This is a genomic window from Roseibium aestuarii, assembly GCF_008477545.1.
GTDB classification, from domain to species: Bacteria; Pseudomonadota; Alphaproteobacteria; order Rhizobiales; family Stappiaceae; genus Roseibium; species Roseibium aestuarii.
This window is the reverse complement of sequence record NZ_VORA01000001.1, coordinates 1482725-1498091: the sequence shown is the minus strand read 5'-3', so window position 1 is coordinate 1498091 and position 15367 is coordinate 1482725. Positions and strand designations below refer to the sequence as shown.

The window sequence follows — 15367 nt, the reverse complement described above, 5'->3', positions numbered from 1 at the left end:
CGCCGCCCGCATGCCGCCCCTTACTGGGCTGCCGGGACCTGAGGTCCGGCCGGCGCACTCTCTTCACTTTGCTGCTTCAGCGAATCAAGGAGACCATTGCCCGCGCCTTCGGTGCCGGTGGCCGGAGCGGTGGTCGTGCTTGCGGGAAGCTGATCCAGAACCGAGCCCGGACGATCCCCCATTTCGGCGATCAGGCTGAGGCCGAGGGAGGTCACGAAGAAGACCGCAGCAAGGATCGCGGTCGCACGGGTCAGCACGTTTGCCGTGCCGCGGCTGGACATGAAGCCACCGCCGCCACCGCCGCCGATGCCCAGGGCACCGCCCTCGGAGCGTTGCAGCAGGACGACCAGCACCAGCGCCAGCACGACCATGAGATGAATAACGATGACTACGGTTTCCATCGTGGGCCATTCTGTTTGATCAAGATTTGCCGCCTTCTACACCAGTTGGAAGGAGCTTTCCACCCTTCATGTGGGCTTTTGCAGGGGAGCTGTCCAGCGTGCCTGCACGCCCGTGCCCCGGACATGCTTGGCATTCACGCAAGGGGACGCTATCCCTTGGCAAATCAGGGCGAAAGGGGGCGAGATCCCCTCGCCTTTCCTGACCCACGCACTGACACGGGCTCCGCTCCAACATGACCATCCTGATCACCGGCGGCGCCGGCTACATCGGCTCCCATGCCTGCGTGACCTTTCTGGAGGCGGGCCATGACGTGGTGGTAGTCGACAATCTGGCGAATGCCCGGGAAGAAAGCCTGCGGCGGGTGGCCAGGATCACCGGCAAGTCCCTCGCCTTCGAGCAGGCCGACATCCGCGACGGCGCGGCGATGGAGCGCATCCTGCGCGATCACGGCTGCACGGCGGTGGTGCATTTTGCCGGACTGAAGGTGGTGGGCGAATCCCTGCGCGATCCGCTGGCCTATTACGACGTGAATGTCACCGGCACCCAGCGTCTGCTTTCGGCCATGGAGCGGGCGGGCGTGCATCAGCTCATCTTCTCGTCCTCCGCCAATATCTACGGCCCGCCGCAGATCCTTCCCGTGCCCGAATCCCATCCGGCGGCCCCCATGTCGCCCTATGGGCGGACCAAGCGGATTGCGGAGCACTTGCTCAACGATCTTTCGGCCAGCGACCCCAAGTGGCGCTTCGCCATCCTGCGCTATTTCAATCCGGTGGGCGCCCATGAAAGCGGGCTGATCGGCGAGAACCCCCTCGACGTGCCGCAGAACCTGTGCCCCTTCATCGCCCAGGTCGCCAGCGGTCGGCGCGAAAAGCTCATGGTCTATGGCAATGATTACGAGACCCGCGACGGCACGGGCCTGCGCGACTACATCCACGTGGTCGATCTGGTGGAAGGGCATCTCAAGGCCTATGAGGCTCTGCAGACGGGTGCAGACGCGACCCGCTGCTTCACGGTCAATCTGGGAACCGGCACGGGCTATACGGTGCTGGAAATGGTGCGGGCCTTCGAGCGGGCGACCAACCGGCCCATCCCCTTCGAGATCGCCCCGCGCCGGGATGGCGATGTGGGCGAATGCTATGCGGAAACCCAGAAGGCCGCCGATCTCATCGACTGGCGCGCCCGCTTCGGCCTGGACGACATGTGCCGGGACGCCTGGAACTGGGTCTGCAAGAACCCGACAGGCTTCGAGGACTAGGCGCCCCTCCAGAGCGATCAGCCCCCTGCTTGCTGTCTTGGATGACAATGGTGTGGGGGCAGCCGAAGCGTCGCCCTTCTCTCCGCGCTGTCCCGGCCCTGAGCCAAGACCAACCGTTCTCCCGAAAACCAATATAGGCGTCGGTGGCGAGGTCCCGGATCTCCGCTCGCGCTGCGTCCGGGACGGCGGTGAGGTCGGTACGTTCACCTTCTCGGCGTCCTCCCGGACGAGGCGGACGCCGAAGATCCGGGATCGGTGAGCCCAAGGCCTCTCTGTGGCTCACCGGTCCCGGCTCAAGGCCGGGATGACGATGGAGGAGTTCAGGCACATTGAAAACGACGGTGAGGATCGCACGGCTCATCCCCCGTCACCTCTCCCAAGATGGGAGAGGTCGGAGCAACGCTCCGGGTGAGGGTTGAGACGCATCCGCCACCGACAGTTCCGCGCCGTCCCGGCCCTGAGCCGGGACCAACCGTTCTCCTGCATATCCATCTGGGCGCCGGTGGCGAGGTCCCGGATCTCCGCTCGCGCTGTGTCCGGGACGGCGGAGAGGTCGGTGCGTTCACCTTCTCGGCGTCGTCCCGGACGAGGCGGACGCCGAAGATCCGGGATCGGTGAGCCCAAGGCCTCTCTGTGGCTCACCGGTCCCGGCTCAAGGCCGGGATGACGATGGAGGAGTTCAGGCACATTGAAAACGACGGTGAGGATCGCACGGCTCATCCCCCGTCACCTCTCCCAAGCTGGGAGAGGTCGGAGCAACGCTCCGGGTGAGGGTTGAGCCTCACCATCAAGCAGACTTGGCCTCCGGGGCGAAGCCTTCCACCCTCACCCGACGCTTCGCGTCGACCTCTCCCGGTCCCGGGAGAGTTTGCACTCCGTCCTGACCACGCGCCCGCACTAGCCGTGGGCGATCATCACGTGGCGAATGGCGGTGTAGTCCTCGAGCGCGTAGTGGGACATGTCCTTGCCGTAGCCGGACTGCTTCATGCCGCCGTGCGGCATCTCGTTCACCAGCATGAAGTGGGTGTTCACCCATGTGCAGCCATAGCGCAGGCTGGCGGCCGTCTTCATCGCCCGGGAGACGTCCTTCGTCCAGACCGACGAGGCGAGACCATAGTCACTGTCATTGGCCCAGGTGACCGCCTCTTCCTCATCGGTGAAACGGGTGACGGAGACCACCGGACCGAAGACCTCGCGCCGGACGATCTCGTCGGACTGCAGCGCCCCCGCGATCACCGTGGGCTGATAGTAGAAGCCGTTGCCGCCATGGGTCTTTCCGCCGGCGGTTGCCTCCATGTGGGACTGTTCGAGAGCGCGCTCGACGAAGCTTGCCACCCTGTCGCGCTGGCGCAGGGAAATGAGCGGCGGCATCTCGTTGACCGTGTCGTCCTCGTTCGCAAAGACGATGGAGGAGACGGCACTGGAGAGATCGGCCACCAGCCGGTCATAGATCCCCGCCCCCGCATAGATGCGGCAGGCCGCCGTGCAGTCCTGGCCGGCGTTGTAATAGCCGAAGGCCTTCAGCCCCGCGACCACCGCCTCCAGATCCGCATCGTCGTGAACGATGACCGGGGCCTTGCCTCCCAGTTCCAGATGGGTGCGCTTCACGGTGCGCGAGGCGGCCTGCATGATTTTCTTGCCGGTGGCCACGTCGCCGGTAATCGAGATCATGTTGACCTTGGGATGGTTGATCAGCGCATTGCCGACGCTCTCGCCGCGGCCGAGGATCACGTTGACCACGCCCTCGGGCAGTTCCTCGGCGAGGATTTTCGCCAGCTTCAGGGCGGTGAGCGGCGTCTGCTCGGAGGGCTTGAAGATGACCGTGTTGCCGCCGCCAATGGCCGGGGCAAGCTTCCAGGCCATCATCATCAGCGGATAGTTCCAGGGGGCGATGGAGGCGACGATGCCGATGGGGTCGCGGCGGATCATGGAGGTGTGACCGGCCAGGTATTCGCCTGCGGCAGAGGCCGGAACGCAGCGCACCGCGCCGGCAAAGAAGCGATAGCAGTCGACGATGGCGGGGATCTCGTCATTGCGGGCCGCGTTGATGGGCTTGCCGCAGTTGAGCGCTTCCAGCGTGGCGAAGCCATCGGCCTCCGCCTCGATCCGGTCGGCGATCTTCAGGAGATATCCGGCGCGCTCCGCAGGCGTCGTGCGCGACCAGGTCGCAAACGCTTTTTCCGCTGCCGCAACCGCCCGCTCGACCTGATCCAGAGAGGCTTCGGGCAAGGCGAGAATCGCCTCGCCATTGCGCGGGTTGAGAATGGTTTCCTCGGCTTCGGTGCCGGTCTCGAAGGCGCCGCCGATCAGCATCTGAGTGTCCATGTGTACCCTCCGGGTCCTGTGTGTCTCTTGGTTCGTGTTCACTTGCCCTGTCCGGCAACCTTGTCGCCGTCCCGGGTGAGGTAATAGGCGCCGAGGATCGGCAGGGCGGTGACGAGCACCACCACCATGGCCACCACATTGGTGACCGGTCTCTGGCGCGGGCGCACCAGCTCTTCCAGCATCCAGATCGGCAGGGTCGCCTGTTGCCCGGCCGTGAAAGTGGTGACGATCACCTCGTCGAAGGACAGGGCGAAGGCCAGCATGCCGCCGGCCAGAAGCGCGGTCGCGATATTGGGCAGGATGACGTGGCGCAGGGTCTGGAAGCCGTTGGCGCCCAGATCCATGGACGCCTCCACCAGCGACGCGGAGGTGCGCCGGAAGCGGGCGACCGCGTTGTTGTAGACCACCACCACGCAGAAGGTCGCGTGGCCCAGGATGATGGTCCACATGGAATACGGGATCTCCGCCAGATGGAAGGCCGAACGCAGGGCAATGCCGGTGATGATCCCCGGCAGGGCGATCGGCAGGATCACCATGAGGGAGATCGCCTCGCGCCCGAAGAAGCGCGAACGGGCGACGGCTGCCGCACAGAGGGAGCCCAGCACCACGGCAATCAGGGTGGAGATCGACGCCACCTGCAGCGAGAGCACGAGCGCCTCCCACACGTCCGGCCGGTTCCAGGTCACCTCGAACCAGCGCAGGGTCAGGCCGGGGGGCGGCCACTGGTAGCTCTTCTCCTCGGTTGTGAAGGCGTAGATGAAGATGAGCGCAATGGGCAGGTGCAGGAAGGCAAGCCCCAACCCTGCGGCGATCTTCAGGCCCATCGGGGCCCTGGAGGAGGACGCGCTCATGACTGCCCCTTTTCCGATTGATCTTGCAGCACGCTCGCTTTCATCATCCCGGCCAAGCGCAAGCGACGAGCCGGGATCGGTGCGCCCAAAGTGTCTCTGTGGCTCACCGGACCCGGATCAGCCTGAGGCTGTCCGGGATGACGACGGAGGGGCTGGTGTTGTGCTGTCGCCTGCAACGCTGTGCCGTCCCGGCCTTGCGCCGGGACCTGACTGCTGCGGCGCGGACCAAACCCTGGGTGGCGGCGTCCCGGATCTGCGCTCACGCTTCGTCCGGGACGGCAGCGGGCGTCGAAAGATCGTCTCGCCTTGGCGTCATCCCTGCGCAGGCAGGGATCCAGTATCCCCTGTGGCCGCGGCAGGAGCCCCTCACGTGCCCCCCGAGAAGAACGACGGCAGGGCTCGCTCGGCATGGACTGGACATCACAGTGCATCGAAGGCCCCCACCCGTTTGGCGCCCCAGAGATAGAAGCCCATGATGACCACGGGCACGACGGTCAGGGCGGCGGCGAGGGGTATGTTTCCTGCCGTACCCTGGTGGGCGTAGACGGCCTGACCGAGGAAAAGCCGGGAGGAACCCACAATCTGCGGAATGATGTAGTCGCCGAGGGTCAGCGAGAAGGTGAAGAGCGACCCGGCGACGATGCCGGGCAGCGCCAGCGGCAGGAGCACGTGGCGCAGGGTCTGGGAGGGATCGGCGCCCTGATCGGCGGAGGCCTCCAGCAGGGAGACCGGCACCCGTTCCATGGCCGCCTGCATGGGCAGGATCATGAAGGGCAGCCAGACATAGAGGAACACGAGGAAGGTACCGATATAGCTGACGGAGAGCGAGTTCCCGCCGATCACGGGGATCGCAAGGACGAGATCCAGCAGCGGCATCAGACCGAGCTTCGACAGGCCCCAGGTGAGGATACCTTCCTTGGCGAGGATCAGCTTCCAGGCATAGACCTTGACCAGATAGCTGGACCAGAGCGGCAGCATGACGCCCAGATAGAACACCGCCTTCCAGCGCCCGCTGGCATAGCGCGCCGCAAAGAAGGCCACGGGAAAGGCCACGAGCACGGCCGCGATGGTGACGACCGCCGCCATCAGCACGGTGCGAGCAATGATGTCCAGATTTACTGGGTTGAGCAGCTCGCCATAGGTCTTGAGCGTCCACTCGTACTGGATCATTCCGGAGAATTCGTCGATGGAGAAGAAGCTCTGCACAAGAAGCGCGAGCAGCGACCCCAGATAGATGATGCCGAGCCAGGCGACCGGCGGTCCGAGCAGCACCAGAAGCAGCACCGAGGGACGGCGCCAGAGCGTGTCGGAGAAGCGGGCGAGAAGACCGGGCCGGCGCTCCAGAATCGCGGGCTGGGTGGCCAGTTGGACGCTCACCTTGCGGCCTCCATCAGATGCAGGCTGGCGGGATCCCAGGACAGGCCGACCTGTTCCCCGCCCCTCGGCACCGGCTGCCCCGCAGGGATGAGCGCCGAAAGCGCCAGATCGCGGACACCGAGCTGCACCCTTGTGACGGCACCGGTGTAGCTCAGCCCGGTGACGGTGGCCGTCAAGCGGGACGCATCTGGGTCGGATGCAGCCTCCGCGCCGCTGACGAGGCGCAGGGCTTCGGGCCGCAGGCTGGCAGGAACCGCAAGACCGGTCAGTTCCCGGACCAGATCGGGCGGAAGCACGTTGGAGGAGCCGACGAAATCGGCCACGAAGGGCGTGTCGGGACGCTCGTAGACATCCTGAGGCGTGCCGACCTGCTGGATCCGGCCCTCGCTGAAGACGGCCACACGATCGGCCATGGAGAGGGCCTCGCCCTGATCATGGGTGACGAAGATGAAGGTGATGCCAAGCGACCGCTGAAGACCTTTCAGTTCCTCCTGCATCTGTTCGCGCAGCTTGAGGTCCAGCGCCCCGAGAGGCTCGTCCAGCAGGAGGACCTTCGGCCGGTTGACGAGGGCACGGGCGAGCGCCACCCGCTGGCGCTGGCCTCCGGAAAGCGCGCTGGGCCGCCGGTCGCCGTAGCCCGGCAGCCGCACCATCTCCAGCGCCTCTTCAGCCTTGGCATGACGCTCGCGGCGGCCCATGCCGGCAATCATCAGGCCGTAGGCGACATTGTCGCGCACGCTCATGTGGGGAAAGAGGGCGTAGTCCTGGAAGACCGTGTTCACGTTGCGCCGATAGGGCGGCACCCCCTCGGCGGTCTCGCCGAAGATCTCGATATGCCCTGCGGTCGGCTGCTCGAAGCCTGCGATCAGGCGCAGGCTGGTGGTCTTGCCGGAGCCGGAGGGGCCGAGCATGGCGAAGAATTCTCCGGCGCGCACGTCAAGGTCGACCCGGTCGACGGCACGAACCTCGCCATAGTGGCGGGAGACAGTCTTGAATAGGACAGCAGTCTGCATGGTCACGCTTCATCATTCGCCTGCCGGAAGATCCGGCAGGCGTCTCTGGTGCTGATGGACGGGAGCGGGATGAGCGGGCTCAACGCCCGCCGATCACGCCGATGTAGTCGGAGACCCAGCGGTAATAGGGCACGCAGGCGTCTTGGCTGGCGCATTTGGCCACCGGCGTGGTCCAGAACCGGATCTTCTCGAAGTCATCCATGCCATTGGCGGTGCAGCCCTCGGCCGTCTGCATGCCCGAGCCATCGGTGCAGGCCGCCGGAACGACCGGGTTGGCGCCGAACCAGACGGAGAGGTCGCTCTGCAGGTTGGACGACAGGGTGTGCTCCATCCACATGTAGGCGCAGTTCGGGTGCTCTGCATCCACGTGCATCATGGTGGTGTCGGCCCAGCCCGTTGCCCCTTCCTGCGGAATGGTGGAGGCGATGGGCTGGCCTTCGCCCTTGAGCAGCCCGACCTGGAAGGGCCAGGAGCCGGAGGCCACGACGCCCTCGTTCTTGAAGTCGTCGATCTGGATGAAGGCATCGTGCCAGTAGCGCGAGACCAGATCCCGCTGCTGGCGCAGCAGGTTGAGGGCTGCGTCATACTGCTCCTGATTGAGCTCGTAGGGGCTCTTGATGCCCAGCTCCGGCTTGTGGAACATCAGGTAGTTGGCCGCATCGGCAATGTGGATCGGCCCGTCATAGGCCTGAACCCGGCCCTTGTTCGACTTGCCGTCGTCGAGGGTGGTTTCCTCGAAGACCACGCTCCAGCTCTTCGGCGCTTCCTTGAAGGCCTCGGTATTGTACATCAGCACGTTCGGGCCCCACTGATAGGGCACGCCGTAATGGACCCCGTCGACCGTGTGCCACGCGGCATCCTTCAGGCGGTCATCCACCTTGGACCAGCTGGGCACCAGCGCGGTGTTCACCGGCTGGACGCGCTTGCCGGCGATGAGGCGCAGGGAGGCATCGCCGGACGCGGTGACCAGATCGAAGCCCCCTTCGTTCATCAGGGCGACCATTTCGTCGGAGGTGTTGGCGGTCTTGACGTTGACCTTGCAACCGCTGGCTTCCTCGAATTTCGTGACCCAGTCGAAGCCCTTGTCGGTTTCGCCGCGCTCGATATAGCCCGGCCAGGCGACGATGGTGACTTCACCCTCGCCCGCGCCCAGTTCGGACAGCATCTCGGCGGCGGACAGGCTGGCGGTCTGAGCGGCCAGCATGGACAGGACAGAGCAACAGCTCAGGAATTTCTTCATGATCGAATTTCCCCTCGGACAGATTGCGCGAGATTTCGTGGAGGTGATGCATTTTGATTTTTTCTTGTGCCGCGAGCTTGCGCGCATCCTCCGGCCTTCGCAATTTCATAATATCGAAAGCGATTATCGGAAAAACCGATAGCAGAGACCAAAATACTCACAGGGTCAGACGCTTGGACGAGCGGGCAAGCATGCGCTGCGCCAGCGGCCCTATCCGAGACTGAAGCGGGACGCCGGCTAACGGTTGCGCAGCATGCGCTGGGCCTTGGCCAGCTCGATGAACTGGGCGGTGGGGGTCTTGGGGGCAGAGCCGCGCCGCCAGACGATGCCGACCTGCACGACAGGCAGACTGCCGCTCACGTCCCGGCTTTCGATCCGGTCGCCTTCCAGCGACCAGGGGCGGTAGACCAGATCCGGCAGGATCGCGATGCCCGCACCCGTGGCGACCAGCGAGCGCACGGCTTCGACCGAGCGGGTGCGGAAGGCCACCGGCGGGCGGGAGCCGAGCGCGCCGAGGAGCTTGGCGGTCGCCTCCTCGATCTCGTCAAGGGTGAGCATGATGAGCGGCTCGCCGAGCAGGTCGGACAGGGCGACGCTGTCGGGGGTCTCCAGCCGGTGACCAAGCGGCAGCCACAGGCGATAGGGCGACACTTCCAGGATTTCCGACTGGAGCGCCATGGGATCGCGCAGGTTCGAGACGACCATCACCGCCACATCCAGCTCGCCGCCGATCAGGAGATGTTCCAGATATTCGCCGCTGTCCTCGATGGCGGTCACCTCCACCCCCGGATAGGCGCGGCGATAGCGGGCCAGAATGTCGGAAAGCACGTAGCCGGCCACCAGCGATGTCACGCCCAGGTGCAGGCGTCCGGGAGAGGCGTCGGGCGGTTCGGCGAAGGCCCGCCGGGCATCGGAGACGCTGGCCAGGATCGAGGTGGCATGGCGCAGGAACTGGTGCCCCTTGTGGGTGATGGTCAGGCCGCGCGAATGGCGCTCGAACAGGGCGACTCCCAGATCGCTCTCCAGCTCCTTGATGGCCTCGGTGACGGCGGACTGGGAAATGCTCAGGGACTGGGCGGCGCGGGAGATCGATCCGCGCTCGGCGGAGGCCACGAAATACTGCAACTGGCGGATCGTGAAGGACATGCGTCCGACTGCACTTCCTCGTTTCGCGCGGCACCCGCGCCATCCGGCGGGCTTCCTCACCCCATCAAACACCGCCACCGCCGCCGGAACAAGAGGCAGAGCCGCTTCTCCCGGTCCGGGCGCCGGTCATCGTGGCATTTCCGCCGCTTAGATGGGAGAGACCGGGATGGCGACAGGCTCGCGACACGGATTGGCGCCGGATTTGCGGGGGCTACCCCTCACTGTTCACAGGCGGTGAACACTGCGTGCGCCGCCCCTGCCCTTTCACCGGTCAGTTTCCCATGCCATATGGCAGTGCAGCAGACAGGCCCCGCGCCGCCCTGAAACAGATTTCCGGAGTTCCCCCCAATGACCAAGGTCCTCGTTCTCTACTATTCCACCTATGGCCACATCGAAGCCATGGCTGAAGCCGTTGCCGAAGGCGCCCGTTCCGCCGGTGCAGAGGTTGCCCTGAAGCGCGTTCCGGAAACCGTTCCGGAAGAAATCGCCAAGCAGGCCCACTTCAAGCTGGAACAGTCCGCTCCGATCGCCACCCCGGCAGAACTGGCCGAATATGACGCGATCATCGTCGGCGCACCGACCCGCTTCGGCCGTCTGCCGTCCCAGATGGCAAGCTTCTGGGAGCAGGCCGGCGGCCTCTGGGCAACCGGCGCCCTGGAAGGCAAGGTGGGCGGCGCCTTCACCTCCAGCGCCACCCAGCACGGCGGCAATGAAGGCACCCTCTTTGCCCTGCTGAACACCTTCCTGCACTTCGGCATGGTGGTGACCGGCCTGCCCTATTCCTTCGCCGACCAGATGACCCTGGACGAGATCGCCGGCGGCTCGCCCTATGGCGCGACCACCATTTCCGGCGGCCAGGGCCAGCGCATGCCGAGCAAGATCGAGCTCGACGGCGCCCGCTACCAGGGCAAGTTCGTGGCTCAGACCGCGGCCAAGCTGACCGCCGGTGCCAAGACCCCGGAACTCGCCTGACACAGGCGCCTGCGGGCAAGCCCCCAGCGGCCCTGCCCGTAACAGCTTCAAGACTGCAGACTTCCAGCGGAGTGCCCCCGGGCGCTCCGTTTTTTTGCCTCCGCTCAGGCGAGGCTTGCCGCCAGCAGGATCTTGAGCGCGAGGATCAGGAGCAGCCCGAGGATCAGCCAGTCGAAGACCTGGCGTGACACGCGCTCGCCGATCCAGCGCCCCACCGGCATGGCGGCAAGGGTGGCAAGCGTCGCGAAGGCCCCGATCAGGAGCCTCTGGCCGTCCAGCAGTCCGAGGGCGGCCTGACGCTCGATCTGGCTGATCGTCATCAGGGCAAAGAAGACGGAGATCGTGGCGATGAAGGTCGGCCGCGGCAGGCGCAGGGCGTTGAGGAACGTCAGAGAGGCGGGTGCGGAGAGCCCCGTCGCCCCTTGCAGGATGCCGCCAGCACCCCCCACCGGCAGGGCCAGCTTGCGGGCAAGGGGATAGGCGAGTACCCAGTCCATGTTCCACAGGCGGAAGGCCACATAGCCGATCACCACGAGCGCCATGGCAATTTCCAGCAGGTCACCGGGCAATCCGGCCAGAAGATAGGTGCCGACAACGGCGCCGATGGCCCCGCCGCCGCCGAAGAGCAGCAGGAAGGACCAGGGCAGCAGATGCCGACGATAGGCGAAGGCCTGCCAGAGATTGGTGAGAAGGTTGGGCAGAACAAAGACCGAGACCGCGAACTGGATGTCGACCAGCGCGGTGAGCACCGGAATGCCGATCACCGGCGCACCAGCCCCGGTCGCGCCCTTGAGCAGGCCGCCCAGCCCGCAGGCCACGAGGGCAAGAACCAGCGTAAGCGGATCGATGGCGCCGAGAAGGGTCATGACAGATCTCTGGAACAGGCGCGGCTCTGCGTGGGACAGGCCCGCGAGTCGCCGCCAATTGGCAAGGCAACCTTTGTTTCATGGCGCGGCCGCCCCTGTCCAGACCGGAGCCGGCGCGTTGCCCCATGCCAACGAATCCCGTCCTCGCGGCAGCGTGATCAGGATTGTCACAGGACGGGCTTGCCCTCCGGATCCGGCAACGTTATAGAGTAACTGTTACTGAATAACATTACAGGGACCCCACATGTCACGTCTCCGCGTTTCCCCCCTCGCCGGCCTTGCCCTCCTTGCGGCGTCGACCGCCCTGTTTTCCGCGCCCGCCCTGGCAACCCCGAAGGTGGTCGCCACCCTGAAGCCGATCCATTCGCTCACCGCCGCCGTGATGGAAGGTGTGGGCTCCCCCGATCTTCTCATTCAAGGTGCTGCTTCCCCCCACGACTTTGCCCTCAAGCCCTCCCAGGCCGGCCTCCTGCAGGACGCGGATCTGGTGATCTGGGTCGGTGAGGCTCTTGAGACCAGCCTTGCCAAGCCGATCGAGGCGCTCACCGGAGAGGCCCGGGTGCTGGAGCTGATGGAGGCCCCCGGCCTCACCCTGCTCGAGTTCCGCGAGAGCGACGACTGGGGCCATGATGACCACGCTCACGGGGACGAGGCCCATGAACATGAGCATGAAGACCATGGGAAAGACGCTCACGCAGATGGCGCCCATGAGGATGAAGCGGCGTCGGAAGGCGCGCACGAGCATCACCATGAGGGGCTCGACCCGCATGTCTGGCTGTCGCCGGACAATGCCCGCGCCATGACCGCTGCCATCGCCGCCCGCCTGGCCGAGCTCGACCCGGAGAATGCCGCAACCTATCAGGCGAATGCCTCCGCCCTGGAGACCCAACTGGCCGCGCTGAAGGACGAGATCGCGGCGCAGGTGGCCCCGGCACGCGAGACCGGCATGATCGCCTTCCACGATGCCTATCACTATTTCGAGGAGAGCTTCGACCTGCATTTCCAGGCCGCCGTCGCACCCCGGCCCGAGGTTCAGTCCGGTGCGGAGAGCCTGTCGCATCTGAAGGACCTGATTGCCTCTGAGGGCACCCGCTGCCTCTTCACCGAGCCCCAGTTCACCCCGAAGCGGGTTCAGCTGCTGCAGGACGGCACGGGACTGAAGGTCGGCACGCTCGATCCGCTCGGCGCCGATCTGGCCGACGGGCCCGGCCTCTATCCGCAACTCCTGCGCAACATGGCCAGCGCCATCGCCGACTGCGCGGCCAACTGAGGCCCGGCGCGGTTCCCCCTGCCGGGCGCGGCCGCACAGGCCCCGCCCGGCATTCATGACTGCCAGCTCAGTGCGCCCCTCAGGTCCGGGTTTCTTCCACGCCCCCCTCCACCGTCATGCGCGGGATTGTCCCGGGCCTCCAGTCTTCGACGCAAAGGGCTGGATCCTCGGCACAAGGCCGAGGATGACCGGCGTGAGGCGTTGGGCGGAAACAGGCAGCGTTCACAGCTCACGCCCTCTGCTCGTCTCCCCGCCCCTCGTTGCCCCTTTCCTCTCCACCGTCATGCTCGGGCACGTCCCGGGCCTCCAGCCTTCGACGCAAAGGGCTGGATCCTCGGCACAAGGTCGAGCAGGACCGGGCAAACGCTTGAAGCCGGAGAAAGGGCGCATCTACCACAAAGCAAAAGGGCCGCCCCATCGGGCGGCCCTTTTTCATTCCGCAGGCACTCTCGCGCCATTGGCCGGATGATCAGCCGCGGGTCTGGTCCGTGGTCTTGATCGCTTCGAGAAGCTTCATGTCCCGGTCATAGACATCGCTGAAGTAGCCGATCTTGCCGTCATCCTGGGGCCAGGCGGTGAAATAGGCCACATAGACCGGAATGTCGGCCGTGACATTGTCCTGATCGTTCTGACCCTGCGCGATGCGGCCCGACACATAGTCTTTGTTCTTGCCCAGCACCGCGGCCGCCATGGCGCGCGGATCCTGCAGACGCACGCAACCATGACTGAAGGCGCGCTCGTCCCGGGAGAAGAGGTTCCGCGACGGCGTGTCGTGCATGTAGATGTGGTGCTTGTTGGGGAAGAGGATCTTCAGCTCGCCAAGCGCATTGGACGCACCGGGATACTGGCGCACGTTCACGCTCGCCTTCTTGGTGGCGACCGCATGCCAGTCAACCGAGGCGGAGGAGACCTGACGGCCGTTGGCTGTAGTCACCTCGTAGCCGGCATTGTCCAGATAGCTCGGGTCACGTGCCAGCTTCGGCAGCATCTCGTTGACGATGATGGAATAGGGAACGCCCCAATAGGGGTTGTATTCCACATACTCGATCTTGTCGTAGAAGAAGTTGGTCTGGTTGGACTTCTTGCCCACCACCGCACGCATGGAAAGCGGCTCGGAGCCCGGCTCGTAATAGGTGGCGGTGTAGGCCGGCTGGTTGATGAAGACCCGGCGCTCGCCCAGGGTTTCAGGCAGCCAGCGCAGGCGTTCCATGGCCAGCTCGACCTTGGCGATGCGCGCCACATTGGTCTCGCCAACGAGGGCCCGAACCGAGTTCTTGCCGATCACCCCGTCCGCCGACAGACCGTTTTCCTTCTGGAAGCCCTTCACGAGCTCGACCAGGGCGGGGGTGTATTCCTCGCCGTCCTGATAGGCCAGGATCGTCTCCGCATGGGCATCCTGCAGCTCCCGCGAGCCGTTCTTGCGGATGGCGGCCATGACGTTCTTCAGCTCCGGGTTCGACTGACCCGGCTTGATCAGGGTGCCCGGCGCGATCACGATCGGATCCGCATTGGCATCTTCTGCCCGCAGACGTGCCAGCTCGCTGGCCAGCGCCTTGAACGGCGCATTGTCCGGCTGATGGGAGACGAGGGCTGCCAGCGCATCCGGTGCGGCGGCCACACCCTTCAGACCGGCCACCAGGTCCACTTTGTGGCGCGGCAGGTCGTGGTATCCCGAAATACGGTTCGGATCGACCCGGCCCCGCTCCGCGTCGAGCATGTAGGTCAGGGCCGCCTTGCTGAGCGCCATCTCGAAGCCCATGAGGGCGGCGGCACGCTCGGCTTCGGGCAACAGATCGACATTCGGCATCTCGACCAGATAATCCTGCGGATCAAGTCCGTAGGCGTCGGCGGCGGCGAGACCACCGAGAACGGCCTGGGCGCGCTCATTCACCCGGCCGTCGGTCACCCAGACGAAATCCGGATGTTCCCGATAGAAGGTGACCAGCGCGGAGCCGACTTCCTTCAGGGCGGTGAGGCTCAGGTCGGAGAGCGCCGGGCGGGCCTGATCGAAGGCGGTGAGCTGGACCGTCGCCGGTGCAGCCGGAGCATCACTGCCGACCGCAGCCGGGCTCTCGCCGGTCGCAGGCGTTGCAGCAACGCCATTGGCATCAGGCGCCGGAGTGGCGGCGGGCGCAGCCTCGGCCGTTCCGGCGGTGGTGGCAGCCGGGGCAACGGGGGCGGCAACGGCGGCGGTCGTCACCTTGGCGAGATCCTTGAAGTCCACCGGAACGAGCGGATCGGCCTTGTAGGTGAAGTATTTCGGGGCGGGAACATAGGAATTGTCGGCGGCATCGATGATGCGCTGCCGGTCCTGCTCCACCGCCTTGGTAGGGGCGGCCGCCTGCGGGTTGAACAGGCGCTTGAAGAAGCCCTCCGCACGGACATCGTCCGTGGTCGCGGCCAGGAACGGCGCGCTCAACGCCAGCGCCAGGGTCAGCGTCAGGGCGGAGCTGGCGCGCCAGCGTGCGCCGGCAGCGACCTTGCGGCCGCGCGCGGACGTATCCTGCGATGCCTGGCGGAGAGTGAATTCGGGGAGACCTTGCATTTCAGTCAAACCTGCTCGTCATGATGTTCGTTTGCGTCCAGCCCGGTCATGCCCTGCCCTCGCATGGCCGGATGTCTTGCGACAGGTCGGAGCCAGCACCCTTGC

The 15367-nt window shown here is 65.6% G+C and carries 12 protein-coding genes; 3 read left to right on the top strand and 9 right to left on the bottom strand.

The window, feature by feature from the left end; all coding sequences use genetic code 11:
• Positions 1-20: 20 nt before the first annotated feature.
• Positions 21-401: a preprotein translocase subunit SecG gene (gene secG, locus FR728_RS06385; RefSeq protein ID WP_149891749.1), complete on the bottom strand. Its 381-nt coding sequence runs from the start codon at positions 399-401 to the stop codon at positions 21-23.
• A 233-nt stretch (positions 402-634) separates the two neighbouring features.
• On the opposite strand from secG, the gene galE reads away from it, so the two are divergent.
• A complete protein-coding gene (gene galE / locus FR728_RS06380) occupies positions 635-1657 on the top strand; it encodes a UDP-glucose 4-epimerase GalE (RefSeq protein WP_149891748.1) in 1023 nt (340 codons plus the stop codon).
• 897 nt (positions 1658-2554) lie between these two features.
• Here the strand turns inward: galE and FR728_RS06375 are convergent.
• The 6 genes from FR728_RS06375 to FR728_RS06350 form a co-directional block, all read right to left on the bottom strand.
• Complete coding sequence (locus FR728_RS06375; protein ID WP_149891747.1) at positions 2555-3982, bottom strand: gamma-aminobutyraldehyde dehydrogenase; 1428 nt, start codon at positions 3980-3982, stop codon at positions 2555-2557.
• Positions 3983-4020: 38 nt separating this feature from the next.
• A complete protein-coding gene (locus FR728_RS06370) occupies positions 4021-4833 on the bottom strand; it encodes an ABC transporter permease (RefSeq protein WP_149891746.1) in 813 nt (270 codons plus the stop codon).
• Between the two features lie 420 nt (positions 4834-5253).
• Entirely contained in the window at positions 5254-6210 is a 957-nt protein-coding gene (locus tag FR728_RS06365) for an ABC transporter permease (RefSeq protein WP_149891745.1), read from the bottom strand.
• Entirely contained in the window at positions 6207-7223 is a 1017-nt protein-coding gene (locus FR728_RS06360; RefSeq protein WP_149891744.1) for an ABC transporter ATP-binding protein, read from the bottom strand. The genes FR728_RS06365 and FR728_RS06360 overlap by 4 nt, the downstream gene beginning before the upstream one ends.
• Before the next feature lie 79 nt (positions 7224-7302).
• Positions 7303-8427 (bottom strand): ABC transporter substrate-binding protein, encoded by a 1125-nt coding sequence (locus FR728_RS06355; protein ID WP_377175278.1) that lies wholly within the window; start codon positions 8425-8427, stop codon positions 7303-7305.
• 273 nt (positions 8428-8700) lie between these two features.
• Positions 8701-9609 carry a LysR family transcriptional regulator gene (locus FR728_RS06350; RefSeq protein WP_149891742.1) on the bottom strand — a complete coding sequence of 303 codons (909 nt, stop codon included), beginning with the start codon at positions 9607-9609 and terminating at the stop codon, positions 8701-8703.
• A 348-nt stretch (positions 9610-9957) separates the two neighbouring features.
• On the opposite strand from FR728_RS06350, the gene wrbA reads away from it, so the two are divergent.
• Positions 9958-10581: an NAD(P)H:quinone oxidoreductase gene (gene wrbA, locus FR728_RS06345; protein ID WP_149891741.1), complete on the top strand. Its 624-nt coding sequence runs from the start codon at positions 9958-9960 to the stop codon at positions 10579-10581.
• A gap of 104 nt (positions 10582-10685) precedes the next feature.
• Here wrbA and FR728_RS06340 read toward each other — a convergent pair whose 3' ends face one another.
• Positions 10686-11447: a sulfite exporter TauE/SafE family protein gene (locus tag FR728_RS06340; protein ID WP_208998676.1), complete on the bottom strand. Its 762-nt coding sequence runs from the start codon at positions 11445-11447 to the stop codon at positions 10686-10688.
• Between the two features lie 244 nt (positions 11448-11691).
• On the opposite strand from FR728_RS06340, the gene FR728_RS06335 reads away from it, so the two are divergent.
• Positions 11692-12717 carry a zinc ABC transporter substrate-binding protein gene (locus tag FR728_RS06335; RefSeq protein ID WP_149891740.1) on the top strand — a complete coding sequence of 342 codons (1026 nt, stop codon included), beginning with the start codon at positions 11692-11694 and terminating at the stop codon, positions 12715-12717.
• Between the two features lie 469 nt (positions 12718-13186).
• Here FR728_RS06335 and FR728_RS06330 read toward each other — a convergent pair whose 3' ends face one another.
• Positions 13187-15262, bottom strand: coding sequence for a L,D-transpeptidase family protein (locus FR728_RS06330; protein WP_149891739.1), 2076 nt, complete (start codon positions 15260-15262; stop codon positions 13187-13189).
• Between the last annotated feature and the right edge of the window lie 105 nt (positions 15263-15367).

What these genes read in the sequence shown, in the direction of transcription:
- galE (WP_149891748.1), top strand. Translation starts at nt 635, where the DNA reads ATGACCATCCTGATCACCGGCGGCGCCGGCTACATCGGCTCCCATGCC.
- FR728_RS06360 (WP_149891744.1), bottom strand. Translation starts at nt 7,223, where the DNA reads ATGCAGACTGCTGTCCTATTCAAGACTGTCTCCCGCCACTATGGCGAG.
- FR728_RS06350 (WP_149891742.1), bottom strand. Translation starts at nt 9,609, where the DNA reads ATGTCCTTCACGATCCGCCAGTTGCAGTATTTCGTGGCCTCCGCCGAG.
- FR728_RS06375 (WP_149891747.1), bottom strand. Translation starts at nt 3,982, where the DNA reads ATGGACACTCAGATGCTGATCGGCGGCGCCTTCGAGACCGGCACCGAA.
- FR728_RS06355 (WP_377175278.1), bottom strand. Translation starts at nt 8,427, where the DNA reads ATGCTGGCCGCTCAGACCGCCAGCCTGTCCGCCGCCGAGATGCTGTCC.
- FR728_RS06370 (WP_149891746.1), bottom strand. Translation starts at nt 4,833, where the DNA reads ATGAGCGCGTCCTCCTCCAGGGCCCCGATGGGCCTGAAGATCGCCGCA.
- FR728_RS06335 (WP_149891740.1), top strand. Translation starts at nt 11,692, where the DNA reads ATGTCACGTCTCCGCGTTTCCCCCCTCGCCGGCCTTGCCCTCCTTGCG.
- secG (WP_149891749.1), bottom strand. Translation starts at nt 401, where the DNA reads ATGGAAACCGTAGTCATCGTTATTCATCTCATGGTCGTGCTGGCGCTG.
- FR728_RS06330 (WP_149891739.1), bottom strand. Translation starts at nt 15,262, where the DNA reads ATGCAAGGTCTCCCCGAATTCACTCTCCGCCAGGCATCGCAGGATACG.
- wrbA (WP_149891741.1), top strand. Translation starts at nt 9,958, where the DNA reads ATGACCAAGGTCCTCGTTCTCTACTATTCCACCTATGGCCACATCGAA.
- FR728_RS06340 (WP_208998676.1), bottom strand. Translation starts at nt 11,447, where the DNA reads ATGACCCTTCTCGGCGCCATCGATCCGCTTACGCTGGTTCTTGCCCTC.